General features: G+C 71.4%; 13 protein-coding genes. 8 read left to right on the forward strand and 5 right to left on the reverse strand.

Features of this window, described 5'->3' with window-relative positions:
• Positions 1-6: 6 nt before the first annotated feature.
• The gene (locus tag OG753_RS16200) at positions 7-801 is read right to left on the reverse strand and encodes an SDR family oxidoreductase (protein WP_327262481.1); all 795 of its coding nucleotides are present in this window, start codon (positions 799-801) and stop codon (positions 7-9) included.
• A gap of 160 nt (positions 802-961) precedes the next feature.
• Between OG753_RS16200 and OG753_RS16205 the strand changes: the two genes are divergently transcribed.
• Positions 962-2,368, forward strand: a complete 1,407-nt coding sequence (locus OG753_RS16205) for an amino acid permease (protein WP_405788900.1) — start codon at positions 962-964, stop codon at positions 2,366-2,368.
• 163 nt (positions 2,369-2,531) lie between these two features.
• A complete protein-coding gene (locus tag OG753_RS16210; RefSeq protein ID WP_405788902.1) occupies positions 2,532-3,188 on the forward strand; it encodes a superoxide dismutase in 657 nt (218 codons plus the stop codon).
• A 138-nt stretch (positions 3,189-3,326) separates the two neighbouring features.
• Here OG753_RS16210 and OG753_RS16215 read toward each other — a convergent pair whose 3' ends face one another.
• The gene (locus OG753_RS16215; protein WP_327262483.1) at positions 3,327-3,974 is read right to left on the reverse strand and encodes a DsbA family protein; all 648 of its coding nucleotides are present in this window, start codon (positions 3,972-3,974) and stop codon (positions 3,327-3,329) included.
• Between the two features lie 139 nt (positions 3,975-4,113).
• Between OG753_RS16215 and pepN (OG753_RS16220) the strand changes: the two genes are divergently transcribed.
• Together pepN (OG753_RS16220) and OG753_RS16225 are read left to right on the forward strand one after the other, a co-directional pair.
• A complete protein-coding gene (pepN, locus tag OG753_RS16220; RefSeq protein ID WP_405788903.1) occupies positions 4,114-6,666 on the forward strand; it encodes an aminopeptidase N in 2,553 nt (850 codons plus the stop codon).
• A gap of 287 nt (positions 6,667-6,953) precedes the next feature.
• The gene (locus OG753_RS16225; RefSeq protein WP_327262485.1) at positions 6,954-7,916 is read left to right on the forward strand and encodes a hypothetical protein; all 963 of its coding nucleotides are present in this window, start codon (positions 6,954-6,956) and stop codon (positions 7,914-7,916) included.
• Here OG753_RS16225 and OG753_RS16230 read toward each other — a convergent pair.
• The gene (locus OG753_RS16230) at positions 7,892-8,782 is read right to left on the reverse strand and encodes a pyridoxamine 5'-phosphate oxidase family protein (RefSeq protein WP_405788905.1); all 891 of its coding nucleotides are present in this window, start codon (positions 8,780-8,782) and stop codon (positions 7,892-7,894) included. The two genes, OG753_RS16225 and OG753_RS16230, sit on opposite strands and share 25 nt — an antisense overlap.
• Before the next feature lie 138 nt (positions 8,783-8,920).
• On the opposite strand from OG753_RS16230, the gene OG753_RS16235 reads away from it, so the two are divergent.
• The 3 genes from OG753_RS16235 (at position 8,921) to OG753_RS16245 (ending at position 14,429) form a co-directional block, all read left to right on the forward strand.
• Positions 8,921-9,481 (forward strand): CGNR zinc finger domain-containing protein, encoded by a 561-nt coding sequence (locus OG753_RS16235; protein WP_405788907.1) that lies wholly within the window; start codon positions 8,921-8,923, stop codon positions 9,479-9,481.
• Positions 9,482-9,754: 273 nt separating this feature from the next.
• Positions 9,755-13,078 (forward strand): S8 family serine peptidase, encoded by a 3,324-nt coding sequence (locus OG753_RS16240; protein WP_405788909.1) that lies wholly within the window; start codon positions 9,755-9,757, stop codon positions 13,076-13,078.
• Between the two features lie 322 nt (positions 13,079-13,400).
• The gene (locus OG753_RS16245) at positions 13,401-14,429 is read left to right on the forward strand and encodes an aspartate-semialdehyde dehydrogenase (RefSeq protein WP_327262489.1); all 1,029 of its coding nucleotides are present in this window, start codon (positions 13,401-13,403) and stop codon (positions 14,427-14,429) included.
• 58 nt (positions 14,430-14,487) lie between these two features.
• Here the strand turns inward: OG753_RS16245 and OG753_RS16250 are convergent, their stop codons facing one another.
• Complete coding sequence (locus OG753_RS16250; protein ID WP_405788910.1) at positions 14,488-14,988, reverse strand: DUF1203 domain-containing protein; 501 nt, start codon at positions 14,986-14,988, stop codon at positions 14,488-14,490.
• 139 nt (positions 14,989-15,127) lie between these two features.
• Here OG753_RS16250 and pepN (OG753_RS16255) point away from each other — a divergent pair, with 139 nt between their 5' ends.
• The gene (gene pepN, locus OG753_RS16255) at positions 15,128-17,713 is read left to right on the forward strand and encodes an aminopeptidase N (protein WP_327262491.1); all 2,586 of its coding nucleotides are present in this window, start codon (positions 15,128-15,130) and stop codon (positions 17,711-17,713) included.
• Positions 17,714-17,828: 115 nt separating this feature from the next.
• Here pepN (OG753_RS16255) and OG753_RS16260 read toward each other — a convergent pair whose 3' ends face one another.
• On the reverse strand, positions 17,829-18,731 hold the full coding sequence (locus OG753_RS16260; protein WP_327262492.1) for a LysR family transcriptional regulator: 903 nt from the start codon (positions 18,729-18,731) through the stop codon (positions 17,829-17,831).
• Positions 18,732-18,735 lie beyond the last annotated feature (4 nt).

Below are 18,735 nucleotides of genomic sequence, written 5' to 3' on the forward strand. Positions count from 1 at the left end.
TTCGCGTCAGGTGCGCAGGTGGGAGGCGCCGTTGACGTCGAGCACGGTGCCCGAGCTCCAGCGTGCGGCGGGCGAGGCCAGGTGCAGGACGGCCGCGGCGACCTCCTGCGGGGTGCCGACCCGGCCGAAGGGGCTCTGTGCCCGGATCCGCTCGCCCTCCTCCCCCTCGAGCCGGTCGGCGACCCGCTCGGTGGCCACGAACCCGGGCGCCACGGAGGCCACGGCGATGCCGTGCGGGGCCAGGGAGACGGCGAGTGACTGGCCGAGTGCGTGCAGGGCCGCCTTGGTGGCGCCGTATGCCGGGTGGTCCGGCTCGCCGCGGAACGCCCCGCGGGAGCCGATGTTGACGACGCGGCCCTCCCGCCGGCCGGTGATCATGTGCCGGGCGACGCAGTGGGTGAGGTTGGCCGGGGCGAAGAGGTTCACGGCGGCCGTCTGCCGCCAGGCCTCCTGCCAGTCGGCGTACGAGGTCGTGGGCAGCGGATGCGCGACCATCACGGCGGCGTTGTTCACGAGGACGTCGATGCCGCCGAGCGCCTTCTCGGTCTCGGCCGCGAGCGCTTCCACGCGGGCCGGGTCGGTGAGGTCGCCGCTGACCAGGATGTGCCCCTCGCCCGGCAGGTCCGCGAGAGTGCGCTCGGCGTCCGCCCGCCGGACCGTGCAGTGCACCGCCACCCGGTCGCCCCTCTCGGCGAAGGCCGTGGCGATGGCCCGCCCGATCCCCCGGGACGCCCCGGTGACGAGCACCCCCCGGCCCGTGGCGGGCAGTTCCCTGATCCCGTGGTCCGTTCGGTCGTCCACCGGTCCCCCTGTCATCGCGGCTGTGCGTCCTGTCGGCAGCGTACGGGGGTGATCACGGCCGGTCATCCGGCTGTCCGAATATCGGACACAGTCGTTCCGGTGATCGGACACTCGGCACACTGGGCCCCGCTCCACCCCCGCACCTGACAGGCACCCAGCCATGAGCCACAGCAGCACCACCGTCGCACCGCCCGAGCCGCCGCAGGCCGACACCGGGTCTCCCCTCGGCAACGGGCTCAAGCAGCGCCACCTCTCGATGATCGCCCTCGGCGGTGTCATCGGTGCCGGACTCTTCGTCGGCTCCGGCGCCGGCATCGCCGCCGCGGGCCCCTCGATCGTGCTCGCGTACGCCGCGTCCGGGCTGCTCGTGATGTTCGTGATGCGGATGCTCGGCGAGATGTCCGCCGCCAACCCCGCCTCCGGCTCCTTCTCCGTCCACGCGGAGCGGACGATCGGCCCCTGGGCCGGATTCACCGCCGGCTGGATGTTCTGGACACTGCTGTGCGTGGGCGTGGCCATCGAGGCCATCGGCGCGGCGCACATCATGACCGGCTGGTTCCCGGGCACCCCCTCCTGGATGTGGGTGCTGGTCTTCATGGCCCTCTTCTGCGGCTCGAACCTCGCCGCCGTCTCCCACTTCGGCGAGTTCGAGTTCTGGTTCGCCGCCCTCAAGATCGGCGCGATCGCGCTCTTCCTGGGCCTGGGCGTGCTCGCCGTGCTCGGCCTGCTGCCCGGCACCGACTCCCCCGGCACCGCCAACATGCTCCACGACGGCGGCTTCCTGCCCAACGGGGTGGACGGCCTGCTGGTCGGACTGCTGGCCTCGGTCGTCGCGTACGGCGGACTGGAGACGGTGACCATCGCGGCCGCCGAGTCCGAGGACCCGGTCAAGGGCGTGGCCAGGGCCGTGAGGACCACCATGTGGCGCATCGCGATCGTCTACGTCGGCTCCATGCTCGTCATCGTCACCCTGCTGCCGTGGAACGACCCGGCGGTCACGGCCGAGGGCCCGTACGCCGCCACCCTGGACCGCCTGGGCATCCCGGCCGCCGGCGAGATCATGAACGTGGTCATCCTGATCGCCTTGATGTCCGCGATGAACGCCAACATCTACGGCTCCTCGCGCATGGCCTACTCGCTGGTCTCCCGCGGCCAGGGCCCCAAGGCACTGGGCAAGGTGAGCGGCCGGGTGCCGCGCCGGGCGGTGCTCGCCTCCTGCGCCTTCGGCTTCGTCACCGTGCTGCTGTCCTACTGGTACCCGGACACCCTGTTCGCCTGGCTGCTGAACATGGTGGGCGGGGTCATCCTGGTCGTCTGGGGTTTCATCGCCGTCTCGCAGTTCGTGCTGCGCCGGCGGCTGGAGCGCGAGGCCCCCGAGAAGCTGGTCGTCAGGATGTGGGGCTTCCCGTACCTGACCTGGGTGGCGCTGGCCGGGGTGGCCGGGGTCCTGGTGCTGATGGCCCTGGGCGAGGACACGCGCGTCCAGGTGATCTTCACCGGCGGGCTGACCGTCGCCCTCGCGGTGACCGGTTACGTGATGCAGCGCCGGGCGGCCGGCCGGGCCTGACGGATCGTCGGAAGACGAAGGCGGGCTCCGTGCGAAGACACGGGGCCCGCCTTCGTCGTTCAGAGGTAACCCTTACATGTGGCCTGGAATAGATACTGCTAGCGTGCAGTTGCGCATTGATTGCAATAAGCAGTTGGCACGCTGAGGGGACCGGATAACACGCATGGCCATCTACACGCTTCCTGAGCTTCCGTACGACTACGCGGCACTGGAGCCGGTGATCAACCCGCAGATCATCGAGCTGCACCACGACAAGCACCACGCGGCCTACGTCACGGGCGCCAACAACACGCTGGAGCAGCTGGCGGAGGCGCGCGACAAGGAGAACTGGGGCGCCCTCAACGGCCTGGAGAAGAACCTCGCGTTCCACCTCTCCGGCCACATCCTGCACAGCATCTACTGGCACAACATGGCCAGCCCGAAGACCGGCGAGGGCGGCGGCGAGCCCACCGCGGCCGACGGCCTGGGCGACCTGGCCGACGCGATCACCGAGTCCTTCGGCTCCTTCGCGAAGTTCAAGAAGCAGCTGACCTTCGCCTCCTCCGCCACCCAGGGCTCCGGCTGGGGCGTGCTCGCGTACGAGCCCGTCAGCGGCCGTCTGGTCGTCGAGCAGGTCTATGACCACCAGGGCAACGTGGGCGTGGCGAGCACCCCGATCCTGGTCTTCGACGCCTGGGAGCACGCCTTCTACCTTCAGTACAAGAACCAGAAGGTGGACTTCATCGAGGCCATGTGGAACGTCGTCAACTGGCAGGACGTGTCCCGGCGCTACGCCGACGCCAGGGCGAACACCCCGCTGCTGATCCCCGCCAAGGGCTGATCGCGCCACCACAAGCCCGTCCGCCTCGTGATCGTCTTCTCAACCTTCACCGGCGGGCGTGTCGAACGGAAGACCCCCGTGAGGACGTGACTCACGGGGGTCTTCTGTGTGGTGCGCCGGCCGGGCCGACGGGTCCGCCTACTCGAAGGACGGGCCCTTGGTGCGGGTGCGCTTGATCTCGTAGAAGCCCGGGGTCGAGGCGACGAGCAGGGTGCCGTCCCAGAGCCGGGCGGCCGCGTCGCCGCGCGGGGTCGGGGTGACCACCGGACCGAAGAAGGCCACGTCGTCACCCTCGGAGCCCGGAACGGAGATCACCGGGGTGCCGACCTCCTGGCCCACCCGGTCTATGCCGTCGTTGTGCGAGGCCCGCAGCACCTCGTCGTACTCGTCCGAGTCGGCGTACGCGAGCAGCTCGGCCGGCAGACCGACCTCGGCGAGCGCCTCGGCGATCACCTCGCGCGTCGGGCCCTTCTCCTCGTTGTGGATGCGGGTGCCGAGCGCGGTGTAGAGCTTGCCGGTGACTTCCTCGCCGTGCTTCTGCTGCGCCGCTATGACCACGCGCACCGGGGCCCAGCCCTTGGGGCCGAGCAGCTCGCGGTAGACCTCGGGCAGTTCGTCGAGCTTGTTCTCGTTGAGCACCGCGAGGCTCATCACGTGCCAGCGGACCTCGACGTCGCGGACCTTCTCGACCTCGACCATCCAGCGGGACGTCATCCAGGCCCAAGGGCAGAGCGGGTCGAACCAGAAGTCGACCGGGGTCTTCTCGCGCACCTGGGTGTCGGTCATGTCTCTCCTCAGTCTCGGCATGGGTCGCAAAAGCGCATCACTGGGCTCACGTTCCCCGTCACCAACCACTACCGGGTGGCGCTGATTCCCTCGTGCGAGGATTCGACACAAGAACGCGATCACGCACGAAGGAGTGCACGTGCCCGGAGAGAATCTGTCCCGCGACGAGGCCCGTGAGCGGGCCGAGCTGCTGTCCGTCGACGGGTACGAGGTGGTCCTCGACATCCGGTCCGCGGTCGACGAGGCCGAGCCGGCCGAGGGTCCCCGGACCTTCCGCTCGGTGACGACCGTCCGCTTCCGGGCGGCGGCCGGCTCCGCCACCTTCGCGGACCTGATCGCCCCTTCGGTGAACGCCGTGACCCTGAACGGGCGCGCGCTGGACGTGGCCGCGGTCTTCGACGGAGCCCGGATCGCCCTCGACGGCCTGGCCGCCGAGAACGTCCTCGTGGTGGACGCGAACTGCGCGTACAGCCGGACGGGCGAGGGCCTGCACCGCTTCGTGGACCCGGAGGACGGCGAGGTCTACCTCTACACCCAGTACGAGCCGGCCGACGCCCGGCGGGTGTACGCGAACTTCGAGCAGCCCGACCTCAAGGCCCCGTACCGCTTCGAGGTGACGGCCCCCGAGGGCTGGCAGGTGTGGAGCAACGGCGCGGAGGAGTCCCGCGAGGCCGGGGTGTGGCGGTTCGCCGAGACCGCGCCGATCTCCACGTACATCACGTGCGTGGTCGCGGGCCCCTACCACTACGTGACGGACACCTACACCCGCGGGGACCTGACGATCCCGCTGGGCGCGATGTGCCGCAAGGGGCTGGCGAAGCACTTCGACGCCGATGACATCTTCCTCATCACCAAGCAGGGCTTCGACCTGTTCCACGAGCTCTTCGACTACCCGTACCCCTTCGGGAAGTACGACCAGGCCTTCGTGCCGGAGTACAACCTGGGCGCCATGGAGAACCCGGGGATGGTGACCTTCCGCGAGGAGTACATCTACCGCGGCAAGGTGACGCAGGCCTCGTACGAGGCGCGCGCGAACGTCATCCTGCACGAGATGGCGCACATGTGGTTCGGCGACCTGGTCACCATGAAGTGGTGGGACGACCTGTGGCTGAAGGAGTCCTTCGCGGACTTCATGGGCTCCTTCGGGCTGGTCGAGGCCACCCGCTTCGACCAGGCGTGGATCACCTTCGCCAACCGCCGCAAGTCATGGGCCTACCGGGCCGACCAGCTGCCGTCCACGCACCCGATCACGGCCGACATCCGTGACCTGGAGGACGCCAAGCTGAACTTCGACGGCATCACCTACGCCAAGGGCGCCTCGGTGCTCAAGCAGCTGGTCGCCTATGTGGGACGGGAGGCCTTCCTGGAGGGCGCGCGGCGCTACTTCAAGGCCAACGCCTACGGGAACACCACGCTCGACGACCTGCTGTCGGTGCTCGCGGAGGTCTCCGGGCGGGACATGGCCGAGTGGTCGCGGGCCTGGCTGCAGACCGCCGGGGTGAACGCTCTGACCCCGGTGATCACCTACGACGCCGGCGGCCGGGTGACGGAGCTGGCCGTCGTGCAGGAGGGCGACGAGCTGCGTCCGCACCGGGTCGCGGTGGGCCTGTACCGGCTGGATTCCGACGGGACCCTGGTCCGCTACGCGCGGGCCGACGCGGACGTCTCGGGCACGCGGACGGTCGTCGCGGAGCTGGCGGGCACGGACCGCCCCGACCTGGTTCTGGTCAACGACGAGGACCTCACCTACTGCAAGATCCGCTTCGACGAGGGCTCGCTGGAGACCCTGCGGGCGCACCTCGGCGATCTGAGCGACCCGCTCGCGCGGGCCCTGAGCTGGTCGGCGCTGTGGAACCTGACGCGCGACGGCCTGATGCCGGCGCGGGACTTCGTCTCGCTGGTCCTCGCGCATGCGGGCCGCGAGAGCGACGTCGGCGTCCTGCAGATGCTGCACACGCAGGCCCTGACCTCGGTGACCCACTATGCGGCGCCCGCGTGGCGCGAGCAGGGCGGCCGGGAGCTGGCGTCGTGCGCGCTGCGCGAACTGCGGCTCGCGGCGCCGGGGTCGGAGCACCAGCTGACGTGGGCCCGCTTCTTCGCGGCGAGCGCGGCGACCGAGGGCGACTTCCAGCTGCTGCTGGGGCTGCTGGAGGGCACGGCGCGGATCGACGGGCTGGAGGTGGACCAGGAGCTGCGCTGGGACTTCCTGCTGCCGCTGGCCGCGCACGGGGCGGTGGACGAGGGCGTGCTCGCCGCCGAACTGGCGCGCGACGACACGGCCTCGGGCAAGCGGCACCAGGTGCGGTGCCTGGCGGCGCGGCCCTCGCAGGCGGTGAAGGACCAGGCGTGGGCGGCGGTGGTCGAGTCGGACGCACTGTCCAACGCGCTGGTGGAGGCGACGATCGCGGGCATGCAGCAGTCCTCGCAGCGGGGCCTGCTCGCGGCCTACGCGGGGCGCTACTTCGAGGTGATCGAACGGGTGTGGGCGGAGCGGTCGATCCAGATCGGCATGGACGTGGTGAGGGGTCTCTACCCGGCGCTGCAGGGCGACTCCGCCACGCTCGAGGCCACCGACGCCTGGCTGTCGACCCACGCCGACGCGGCTCCGGCCCTGCGCCGCCTGGTCCTGGAGGCCCGGGACGACCTGGCCCGGGGCCTGCGCGCCCAGGCCTGCGACGCGGCCGCGGGCTGACCTGCGGGGCCTTCCCCCACCCCGCCCCTTCCCGAGACCGGGCGCCGCCCGGACCCGGTCCTCGAACGCCTCGAACGCCGGACGGGCTGGAAAAGAGCCAGCCCTGCCGGCGTTGGAGGCGCGGGGGTCCGGGGCGGCGCCCCCGCAACGGCGCCGACCCGGGTCCCCCGTACGGGCGCACCCCATCGGCAGTCGAACGCCCGTACTTTAGCCCCGGCTTGTCCGGATTTGTCGACGGGCGTGTAACAGGGGTTAGCAAGGCCATGGCCTGAGGGAATCACCGCGTCATGAACCACAACGCACCCCTCCCCCTCGCCCACCTCACCGGCACCCGCCCCCGCGTGCTGACCCTGGCCCAGCTGCGCGAGCACGGCGTCACCGCCTCCGACGCGGCCGGGCGGCCCTGGCAGCAGATCCTGCCCGGGGTGTTCCTGCTCCACTCCGGGCCCGCGACCAGCGAGGAGCGCCTGCACGCGGCGCTGCTGTACGCGGGACGGCGCGGCAGCGGCGAGGCCATGATCACCGGGCTGGCGGCGCTGGCCCTGTACCGGTTCAGCTCCGCGCCCGCGCTGCTCGCCCTGTCGCACATCGACGTACTGGTGCCCGGCACCCGGCGGCTGCGCTCCACCGGGGACGTGCGGATCGTACGGACGCACACGCCGCCGCGGTCCCAGGAGGTGACCGGACTGCCGGTGGCGCCCGTCGCGCGGGCCGTCGCCGACGCCGTCACCCAGCTCTCCGACGCCGGCGTCGTACGCCGCCTGCTGAGCGAGGCCGTCCGCGGCGGGCACTGCGAACCGGCCGCCGTCGTACGGGAGCTGACCGTCGCCCGGCTGCTGAACCGGCCGCACGTGGTCGACGCGGTCGAGTCGCTGCTCGCGGAGGGCCGGGCCATCGCCGAGGACCGGCTGTACCACCTCGTACGGGGCCACGAGCTCCCCGACCCCGTCTGGAACGTGGACCTGCGGCTGCCCGGCGGCCCGCACCTCGGCGGTGTCGACGCGTTCTGGCCCGAGCACTCCGTCGCCCTGGAGATCGACACCCGCGCCCCCCGCCAGGGCGAGGACGAGCAGTGGTCGGAGTCCGTGCGCAAGCGCGAGACGCTGGAGCGGCTCGGGGTGACCGTCATCCACATCACCCCCCGCAAGCTGCGCGACTGGCCCGAGCAGCAGGCCGCGGTGATCCGGACCGCCCTGACCGCGGCCGACGACCGGGAACCCGCCGCCTACCTGGTGGTACTGCCCAGGTGAGGCGAGTACTCCGGGGTGCTCCACAGCAGCCGCCCCGGGTGCACGCTCTCCACCACCGACTCCACCCGGAAGCGGGTGCGGCGGCTCCCGTCGGCCCCGAACTCCGTCCGGGCCCGGCCGCTGAGCTGAAGGACCGCCCCGCTCTCCCAGTCCGGGAAGAGCAGTCCGGCCCGCGGGTCGGCCGTCAGGTTCCCCAGGGTCAGGAACATGGCGTTGCCCGCGTAGTCCGGCCAGGCCAGCTCGGCCGGCGAGAGCACCTCCACGAATCCCGGCAGTCCGCCCCGGTGACTGGCGTCGGCCCCGTCCGCCTCCGCCGTGGTGGCGACGAAGAAGGTGTCGGCGCCGCGCACCGTCCGCTGCTGGTCCTGTGTGAGCACATCCCCGCGCCGCACCACACCCGCCCCCTGCCGGGCGAGCTCCAGCGGCCGGCGCCGCTGGATGTACTTGGGGCAGTTGCCGAAGACCTGCTCGGCCTCGACGGCGAAGCCTCCCCGCGTCACCTCCAGGGTTCCGTTCAGCCGCATCCGGCGCCGGGTGCGCGGGTCGAGCGCGAGGGTGCCGACGCGGGTCCCTGCCGTGGCCAGCGCCTCGGCGAGCGGGTCGCCCGCCGGTGGACCGCCGGCGACCGCGATCCGGTCCGGCCCGGTGGCCCGTACGAAGCCGGGCGCGCCGGTGAGCAGGGAGGCCCACACCCGCCCCGCGCCGTCGGTGGCGCCGACGACCAGGTGCGGCTGGAGCCCCAGGAAGGCCGCCGCGACGTCGCGGATGCCCCTACCGATCGAGCGCCCGACATGGTCGGCCAGGTCGCGCACGCCGACCCGCTCCTGCACGGCCAGCGGGCCCCGGTGGTACGCCCCGTGGGTCATGACGTTCCTTCCGCAGAGGGTTCCCGCACACATCTTGCCTAACCTTCTAGAACCAATTTAAGGGTTAGGCAAGGAGGTGTCAACCGTTCACGTACCCTCAAAGGGTTAGCCATCCGGCGGGAGAGGGGCACGAGGGACATGACGGCGGCGGATCCACGACCCCTGACCGGGGAGCCGGTCGCCCTCGACCTGCTCAACACCCGTTGGGTCGTCGACGGCGAACCACTGGACCTCTTCGCCGGCGCGGCCGGGCTCACCCGCGTGCAGGGGCTCGCGGTCTGGCTGGAGAGCACCGGCCTGGCCGGGCGCTTCCGCGCCGACGCGGCGACCCTCGTCCATCTGCTGACCGCTCGCGAGGCCCTGGCCCGCGCGGTCGCGGACCCGGCCGACGAGAGTGCCCGTACCCTGATCGACGCCGTACTGGAGCACGGCCGCATCCGCGCCACCCTGACCGCCGAAGGCCCGGGCGAGCGGGCCGAGTTCGCCGATCCGGCCTGGGGGCCGGCCTGGACGGCGGCGCGCGACTACCTCGGCCTGCTGGGCGCCGCGCCCGGCCGGATCCGCACGTGCGCCTCCGAGAGCTGCGTCCTTCACTTCTACGACGTCTCGCGCAACGGCACCCGGCGCTGGTGCTCGATGGCCGCCTGCGGAAACCGGGCGAAGGCCTCACGTCATTACGCGCGCACGCGCGAGCGCTGACCACTCGAAATCTGTCACACCCGCACCGGGGCGCGAGCGCGTCCCGGTGCCGCCATATGGCCGTCAAGTCGATAAATCGACCGATCAGCCCCTGTGGTTCGCACCGCTGTGCCCCGGTAAGGCCGCGCTGGCGCATTCCTCGCGCTGGCGAGAGTCCGCCATGGCAGGTCTCGGTCAATGACAACTCTCCCCAAAGAGCTGTCGCTTAGGCCAAGCTGACCGGTCATCCGGCACCGAAATCCGGACCGTATCTTTCACTTACCAGGGATGCTGATGACCCTCGAATCCCCCAGCTCCATATCCGGGGCCAGACGCGTCGCGCGCGTCGCGGCCGCGGCCGGCCTGGTCGCCGCCCTCGCGGCCACCGGCGCCGGGCCCGTCCTCGCGGCGACCGGCGCGGACACCCCGGGCACCTCGCCCGCGGTCAAGTCCGCAGACCAGAAGCTCGGTTCGGCCGACGCCGAGCTGCTTCAGCAGGCCAAGGCCAAGGGTGACGCGAACGTCACCGTCATGGTCGCGACCGCTCCCGGCCAGACCAAGCAGGTGGCCGATCAGCTCGATGCCGTCCAGGGCGCCTCGGTGGGCCGGACGTACGACAACCTCGGTTACGTGCGCGCCACCCTGCCCACCGCCCAGGCCGAGGCCGCGCTGAAGGCGGCCGCCAAGCTGTCCTCGGTGCACGGGATCGACCTGCGGCACGAGATCCAGCTGCCGGACCCGCGCCCCGACGCGGACCGCGAGAGCGGCACGGTGAAGAAGACCGCCGCCGAGACGTACGCGGCGCCGGACAAGAACACCCCGGCGAAGAACCCGTACAACCCGTCCTTCGAGACCGGCGCGGTCGACTTCGTCAAGGACAACCCGCAGGCCGACGGCCGCGGCGTGACCATCGGCATCATGGACTCGGGTGTCGACCTCGGCCACCCGGCCCTGCAGAAGACCACGACCGGCGAGCGCAAGATCGTCGACTGGGTGACGGCCACCGACCCGATCACCGACAGCGACGCCACCTGGCGCCCGCAGATCACCCCGGTCACCTCCAGCGGCGGCGCCTTCACCGCGGGCGGCCAGAGCTGGAAGGCCCCCGAGGGCAGCTTCCAGTGGAGCCGCTTCAGCGAGTCGATCACCGCCACCGGTGACATGGCGGGCGACGTCAACCGGGACGGGGACACCACCGACCGGTTCGGCATGCTCTACGACGCCGCCGCCGGCACCGTCCGCGTCGACACCGACCAGGACGGCGACTTCACCAACAACGAGCCGATGAAGCCGTACAAGGACGGCTACCAGATCGGCTACTTCGGCACGGACAACCCGGCGACCGACGTCGCCGAGCGCATCCCGTTCGTGATCGAGATCCGCAAGGACGTCCCGATGGACCCGCTCGGCGGGGACTGGGTCGGCAAGAAGGCCGACTTCGTCAACATCGGCATCATCGAGTCCGAGCACGGCACGCACGTCGCCGGTATCACCGCCGCCAACAGCCTCTTCGGCGGCAAGATGAACGGCGAGGCGCCCGGCGCCAAGCTCGTCTCCTCGCGCGCCTGCTCCTGGTCCGGCGGCTGCACCAACATCGCGCTGACCGAGGGCATGATCGACCTCGTCGTCAACCGCGGTGTGGACATCGTGAACATGTCCATCGGTGGCCTGCCGGCGCTGAACGACGGCAACAACGCGCGCTCCGAGCTCTACAAGAACCTCATCGACACCTACGGCGTCCAGCTGGTCATCTCGGCCGGCAACTCGGGCCCGGGCGTCAACACCATCGGCGACCCCGCCCTCGCGGACAAGGTCATCTCCGTGGGTGCCTCGGTCTCCAAGGAGACCTGGGCCGCCAACTACGGCTCCGGTGTGAGCACGAAGTACAACATGTTCCCCTTCTCCTCGCGCGGTCCGCGTGAGGACGGCGGCTTCACGCCGACCATCAGCGCCCCCGGCGCGGCCATCAACACCATCCAGACCTGGCTGCCCGGCGCCCCGGTGAAGGAGGCCGGCTACACCCTGCCGGCCGGTTACGGCATGCTCCAGGGCACCTCGATGGCCTCGCCGCAGGCCGCGGGCGCCAGCGCCCTGCTGATCTCGGCCGCCAAGCAGCACAACATCAAGCTGACGCCGGCCTCCCTGCGGGTCGCGCTCACCACGGCCGCCAAGAAGATCGACAACGTCCCCGCGCACGCGCAGGGTTCGGGTCTGATCAACGTCCCCGGTGCGTGGGAGTCCATCCAGCGCGACGCCAAGGCCAACGAGTTCACCGTCCAGGCGCCGGTCGACACCGCGATCGACCAGTTCCTGAAGACCCCGGGCTCCGGCACCGGCCTGTACGACCGCGAGGGTGGCCTCAAGGTCAACCAGAAGAAGGTCTACAACGTCGTCGTCACCCGCACCACGGGCGTCAAGTACGGCACCCGGCACGACCTGAGCTGGCGCAACAACGACGGCACCTTCAAGGTCGTCGGCGGCTACGACTACGTCACCCTGCCGCTGAACAAGCCCGTCACCATCAAGGTCGAGGCCAACGCCAAGTCGGCCGGCGTCCACAGCGGCATCCTGCAGCTGGACGACGAGACCACCGAGGGCATCGACAAGCAGATCCTGACGACCGTCGTGGCTTCCGCCCCCCTGGCCGCGCCGTCGTTCGCTCTGTCGCAGTCCTCCACCGTGCAGCGCAACAGCCACAAGTCGTACTTCGTGACGGTGCCGCCGGGCGCCAAGAGCCTGGAGGTCGCCCTCGGCGGTCTCGCGGCGGGCGCCCAGACGCGCTTCATCGCGATCCACCCCTACGGCGTGCCGGTCGACCCGACGGCCACGACCAACTGCTACCCGAACTACGACAACCCGGCCAACACCTGCCGCCCCGACGTGCGCTCGTACCCCGAGCCGACGCCGGGCGTCTGGGAGATCGAGGTCGAGGCCCGTCGTACGTCGCCGGTCCTGGACAACCCGTTCAAGCTGGACGTCTCCGTGCTCGGCGCGGCCTTCGACCCCGCGGTCAAGGTCCTGCCCGAGGTGAAGCAGGGCACCCCCGCACCGGTCCAGTGGAGCATCAAGAACGCCGGCGCGGCCATCACCGGCGGCAAGCTCCAGGGCGGTCCGCTCGGCTCCGCGAAGGTCGCCAAGCCGACCCTCGCGAACGGTGAGACCCACACCACCGAGATCGCGGTCCCCGCGGGCACCTCGCGCCTCGACGTCTCGATCGGCAAGGTGTCCGACACCGCCGCCGACCTCGACCTCGAGGTCTACAAGGACGGCATCAAGGTCGGCTCGGCCGCCGACGGCGACTCCGAGGAGGCCGTGAGCCTGGTGAACCCGGCCGCGGGCACCTACACCGTCAAGGTGATCGGCTACGCGATCCCGTCCGGTTCCACCACGTACGACTACCGCGACGTGTTCTTCTCGGCCGCCCTGGGCTCCGTCCAGGTCGACGAGGCCGCCGCGGTGAACCTCGCCACCGGCGCCACCGCGCAGGTCTCGGCGAACGTCCTGGTCAGCAGCGCGGCCCCCGAGGGCCGTCAGTTCTTCGGCCAGGTCCAGCTGCTGAACGCCCGCGGCACCGCCGCCGGCACCGGCAGCGTGCAGATCGAGAAGGTCCTCCCGTAGGACCCCGCAGTACGAAACCCGAGGGGGCGGCGCTCTGACGAGCGCCGCCCCCTCGGGCCTTTCCCGAGTCCCGCGCATCGGATGGTTCGTTCTGCGGTCGGGCATGTCCGGAAAACGGACCCGGCAGACCGGCCGCCAACCGCCTCCGACCAGGCAAAACGCGTGTTCAGGGGCTCTGCAACACGCCCGCCACGAACCCGACACGGGGGTTCACGATCGGGACACCGTCCGTTCCTCGGACAATGGATTGGACAAGGCTCGTGGGGTCGAACGCATGATGGCTCCACGCGCGCCCGCGTCGTACGTACCAAAAGGAGTCACCGTGAGGGTCGGAATCGTCGGAGCCACCGGACAGGTCGGCGGAGTCATGCGCGGCATCCTCGCCGAGCGGAAGTTCCCGGTGGACGAGCTGCGGCTGTTCGCCTCGGCCCGTTCCGCGGGCTCCACCCTCGAGTGGGAGGGCCGGGAGATCACCATCGAGGACGCCTCCACGGCCGACTACGCGGGCCTGGACATCGTGCTGTTCTCCGCCGGCGGCGCCACCTCCCGCGCGCTGGCCGAGAAGGTCGCCTCCCAGGGCGCCGTCGTGATCGACAACTCCTCCGCCTGGCGCGGCGACCCGGAGGTCCCCCTCGTGGTCTCCGAGGTCAACCCGCACGCGATCAAGAACCGCCCCAAGGGCATCATCGCGAACCCGAACTGCACCACCATGGCCGCGATGCCGGTGCTGCGCCCCCTGCACGAGGAAGCCGGCCTGACCGCGCTGATCGCCACCACCTACCAGGCCGTCTCCGGCTCGGGCCTCTCCGGTGTGGCCGAGCTCAAGGGCCAGGCCTGCGCGGTCGCCGAGGCCGCCGACCAGCTGACCTTCGACGGCGGCGCGGTGGACTTCCCGGAGCCGGCCGTCTACAAGCGCCCGATCGCCTACAACGTGATCCCGCTCGCCGGCAACCTGGTCGACGACGGCTCCTTCGAGACCGACGAGGAGCAGAAGCTCCGCAACGAGTCCCGCAAGATCCTGGAGATCCCGGAGCTCAAGGTCTCGGGCACCTGCGTGCGCGTGCCGGTCTTCTCCGGCCACTCCCTCCAGGTCAACGCCCGCTTCACGAACCCCCTCAGCGTCGAGCGCGCGTACGAGCTGCTGAAGGACGCCCCGGGCGTCGAGCTCTCGGAGATCCCGACCCCCCTGCAGGCGGCGGGCAAGGACGCCTCGTACGTGGGCCGCATCCGCTCCGACGAGACCGTGGACAACGGCCTCGCGCTGTTCCTGTCGAACGACAACCTCCGCAAGGGCGCGGCCCTGAACGCGGTGCAGATCGCCGAGCTCGTGGCCGAGGAGCTGCGCGGCTGATCCCGCGGGCGTACGACGAGGAGGGCGGGCGCCCCGGGGCGCCCGCCCTCCTGGCACGTCAGGTCCTGCGCACCTCGAACTGGAAGCAGCCGAACTCGGCGAAGCGCAGGTGAACGAGGGCCACGGCGGGATCGGCGAAGGCCTCGGCGAGGGCCTGCTCGATCACCCCGTCGGGGTCCTCCCCGAGGTCCAGGACCCGCCCGCCGAGGATGTGCCCACGGGCGTCGTACCGCCGGGCGGTGCGCTGCACCCCTGCCCGGGCGAAGGGGTGGCCACCGCCCCCCACGGGGCCCGCGCAGTCCTCGGCGTGGATGAAGACGGGCCCCTGCTCGTCGTAGGCGCCGGGATCGGCCCCGGTCCGCGCCGCCCAGCGGCGCAGCGGCGCGTAGGAGACGAGCGCGATCCGCTCCCCCGCCTCACTGGTGCGCAGGCAGCACCGCAGCGGCGCCCCGCCCTCTCCGTCGGTGTACGGGACGGGGCCGCGTCCCGCGTCGTCCTGCACGCGGAGCTCCTTGAGCGCCGCCTCCTCGATGGGCCTGGCCCGGTATGCACTGGTCATGGCAACCAGCGTGGCGCGGCGGCCGTCCGGTGTCCGGCGGGAATACGACGTCGCGTTCGCCCGTGGATTAGTCCGAGGCAGTGATGCTGTCCGGATGGCAGGATGGCCGGGCAACGTCACCATCGAAGGAGATGAACGCGTGCCAGGCACGAATCTCACCCGTGAAGAGGCTCAGCAGCGGGCAAAGCTGCTCACCGTCGACTCCTACGAGATCGAACTCGATCTCAGCGGCGCACAGGAGGGTGGCAGCTACCCGTCCGTGACCACCGTGCGCTTCCAGTCGGCCGAGGCTGGGGCGGAGACCTTCATCGACCTGGTCGCTCCGGCCGTGCACGAGGTCGTCCTCAACGGCAAGTCGCTGGACGTCGCGGCGGTCTTCCAGGACTCCCGGATCGCCCTGAGCGCCCTGGAGGCCGGGGCCAACGAGCTCCGCGTCGTCGCGGACTGCGCGTACACGAACACGGGTGAGGGTCTCCACCGCTTCGTGGACCCGGTCGACCAGCAGGCCTATCTCTACACCCAGTTCGAGGTGCCGGACGCGCGGCGGGTCTTCGCCAGCTTCGAGCAGCCCGACCTGAAGGCCACGTTCCAGTTCACCGTGACGGCCCCCGAGGGCTGGACGGTCATCTCGAACTCCCCGACCCCCGAGGCCGCGGACGTCAAGGACAACGTCTGGCGCTTCGAGCCGACGCCGCGCATCTCCTCGTACATCACGGCCCTGATCGTCGGTCCGTACCACGCGGTGCACAGCTCCTACGAGGGCCCGGACGGCCAGTCCGTACCGCTCGGCATCTACTGCCGCCCCTCGCTCGCCGAGTTCCTCGACGCGGACGCGATCTTCGACGTCACCCGGCAGGGCTTCGACTGGTTCCAGGAGAAGTTCGCCTACGACTACCCCTTCGCCAAGTACGACCAGCTCTTCGTCCCGGAGTTCAACGCGGGAGCCATGGAGAACGCGGGCGCCGTCACCATCCGAGACCAGTACGTCTTCCGCTCGAAGGTGACGGACGCGGCGTACGAGGTGCGCGCGGAGACCATCCTCCACGAGCTCGCGCACATGTGGTTCGGCGACCTGGTCACCATGGAGTGGTGGAACGACCTGTGGCTGAACGAGTCGTTCGCGACGTACACGTCGATCGCCTGCCAGGCGTACGCGGAGGGCTCGAAGTGGCCGCACGCGTGGACCACCTTCGCCAACTCCATGAAGACCTGGGCGTACCGGCAGGACCAGCTGCCGTCCACGCACCCGATCATGGCGGACATCCGTGACCTCGACGACGTCATGGTCAACTTCGACGGCATCACGTACGCCAAGGGCGCCTCGGTGCTCAAGCAGCTCGTGGCCTACGTCGGCATGGACGCCTTCTTCAAGGGCGTGCAGGCGTACTTCAAGGCGCACGCGTTCGGCAACACGCGCCTGTCCGACCTGCTGGGCGCCCTGGAGGAGACCTCCGGCCGCGACCTGACGGCCTGGTCCAAGGCGTGGCTGGAGACGGCCGGCATCAACATCCTGCGCCCGGAGGTCACCACCGACGCGAACGGCGTGATCACTGCCTTCGGCATCCGCCAGGAGGCGCCCGCGCTGCCCGCCGGCGCCAAGGGCCAGTCCACGCTGCGCCCGCACCGCATCGCGGTCGGCCTGTACGAGCTCCAGGACGGCGCCCTCGTGCGCACCGACCGGATCGAGCTGGACATCGACGGCGCGCTGACCACGGTGCCGGAGCTGGTCGGCCGCACGCGCCCGGCGGTCTTCCTGCTGAACGACGACGACCTGTCCTACGCGAAGGTCCGCCTGGACGAGGAGTCCCTCGCCACGGTCACCGCGCACATCGGCGACTTCACGGAGTCCCTGCCGCGCGCCCTGTGCTGGGCCTCGGCCTGGGACATGACGCGTGACGGCGAGCTCGCCACCCGCGACTACCTGGCGCTGGTCCTCTCGGGCATCGGCAAGGAGTCCGACATCGGCGTCGTCCAGTCGCTGCACCGTCAGGTGAAGCTGGCCATCGACCTCTACGCCGACCCGGCGTGGCGGGAGCAGGGCCTGGCGGCCTGGACCGAGGCCACCCTGGAGCAGCTGCGCGGCGCGGAGCCGGCCGGGGACCACCAGCTGGCGTGGGCGCGGGCGTTCGCGGCCACCGCCCGCACCGAGGGGCAGCTCACCTACCTGTCGGCGCTGCTCGACGGTGCGGCGGAGATCGAGGGCCTGGCCGTCGACACCGAGCTGCGGTGGACGTTCCTGGAGCGGCTCGTCGCGACGGGCGTCGCCGGGGAGCCGGCCATCGCGGCCGAGCTGCTGCGGGACGCCACGGCGGCCGGCGAGCGCCACGCGGCGACCGCCCGTGCGGCGCGCCCGACGGCGGAGGCCAAGGCCGAGGCGTGGGCCTCGGTGGTGGAGTCCGGCGACCTGCCGAACGCGGTGCAGGAGGCCGTGATCGGCGGCTTCGTCCAGACCGACCAGCGCGAGCTGCTGGCCCCGTACACCGAGAAGTTCTTCTCGGCGGTCAAGAACGTGTGGGAGACCCGCAGCCACGAGATCGCCCAGCAGATCGCGGTGGGCCTCTACCCGGCGCTGCAGGTCTCGCAGGAGACCCTGGACGCGACGGACGCGTGGCTGGCCTCGGCCGAGCCGAACGCGGCCCTGCGCCGCCTGGTCTCGGAGTCCCGCGCGGGCGTCGAGCGCGCGCTGAAGGCCCAGGCCGCGGACGCCGCTGCCGCTCAGGCCTGACGGCTCGCACCGTAGCCGGGGCTCCGCCCCGGACCCCGCGCCTCGAACGCCGGCGGGCTGGATTTTCAGCCCGCCCGGCGTTTGAGGACCGGGTCCGGGCGGAGCCCGGAAGCTGCTACCGCCGGGCCGAGGCCGCCTCGCGCAGGGCGGCGAGGACGTGCGCCAGTGCGGGTGCGGATTCGGCGCCCCGGCGGACCGCCGCGATCACGTGGCGGGTCGGGCGGTCGTGGGCCAGGACCCGCACCGTTCCGCCCGAGGCCCGGCTCGACACCATCCGGGGCACCAGGGCCACGCCCATCCCCGCCTCGACCATGGCCAGGATCGCCGTCCAGCCTGACGCCGAGTGCGCCTGTTCCGGGACGAAGCCCGCGGCTTCGCAGGCGGACCGGGCGATCTCCGACCAGGGACCGCTGCCGCCGTAGATCCACGGGTCGCCGGAGAGGTCCGCCAGCCGCAGATCGGCCGCGTCCGCCCGTGGATGGCCCGGCGGGAGCGCCACGTCCAGGGGGTCCTCCAGGAGCGCCACCCGCGTGAACCGGGGGTCCCGCGCGGTCGGTGCGTGGGCCGCGAGCGACAGCGCGAGGTCCACGCCGCCGGCCGACAGGAGCTCGTACGACTCCGCGGCCTCCGTCTCCCGGACCCGGACCTCCACCCCGGGGTGGGCCCGCCTCAGCGCGGCCACCGCCGGGACCACGAGCGCCGGTACCGCGGTGGAGAAGGCGCCCACCCGTACCTCACCCGCGTCCCCGGCGAGGTATCCGGCCAGTTCCGCGTCGGCCCGCTCCAGCTGGGCGAACACCGCCTCCGTGTGCCGCAGGACCAGGTGGGCCGCGTCGGTGAGCCGCACCCGGCGGCCCTCGGCCTCGAGCAGCACCACGCCCAGTTGCCGGGCCAGGTTCGTCAGTTGCTGCGAAACGGCCGAGGGCGTCATGTGCAGCGCCTCGGCCGTCCGGGTCACGGTCCCCCGTTCGGCGAGGGTGCGCAGGATCCGCAGCTTCTTGATGTCCCACTCGGTCATGGGA

Source organism: Streptomyces sp. NBC_00029, assembly GCF_045160505.1.
In the GTDB taxonomy this organism is placed as follows: Bacteria; Actinomycetota; Actinomycetes; order Streptomycetales; family Streptomycetaceae; genus Streptomyces.

Bases quoted from the DNA above. Each gene is read 5' to 3' on its own strand.
- OG753_RS16205 (WP_405788900.1), top strand. From the start codon at position 962: ATGAGCCACAGCAGCACCACCGTCGCACCGCCCGAGCCGCCGCAGGCC.
- OG753_RS16210 (WP_405788902.1), top strand. From the start codon at position 2,532: ATGGCCATCTACACGCTTCCTGAGCTTCCGTACGACTACGCGGCACTG.
- OG753_RS16215 (WP_327262483.1), bottom strand. From the start codon at position 3,974: ATGACCGACACCCAGGTGCGCGAGAAGACCCCGGTCGACTTCTGGTTC.
- OG753_RS16225 (WP_327262485.1), top strand. From the start codon at position 6,954: ATGAACCACAACGCACCCCTCCCCCTCGCCCACCTCACCGGCACCCGC.
- OG753_RS16230 (WP_405788905.1), bottom strand. From the start codon at position 8,782: ATGACCCACGGGGCGTACCACCGGGGCCCGCTGGCCGTGCAGGAGCGG.
- OG753_RS16235 (WP_405788907.1), top strand. From the start codon at position 8,921: ATGACGGCGGCGGATCCACGACCCCTGACCGGGGAGCCGGTCGCCCTC.
- OG753_RS16240 (WP_405788909.1), top strand. From the start codon at position 9,755: ATGACCCTCGAATCCCCCAGCTCCATATCCGGGGCCAGACGCGTCGCG.
- OG753_RS16250 (WP_405788910.1), bottom strand. From the start codon at position 14,988: ATGACCAGTGCATACCGGGCCAGGCCCATCGAGGAGGCGGCGCTCAAG.
- OG753_RS16260 (WP_327262492.1), bottom strand. From the start codon at position 18,731: ATGACCGAGTGGGACATCAAGAAGCTGCGGATCCTGCGCACCCTCGCC.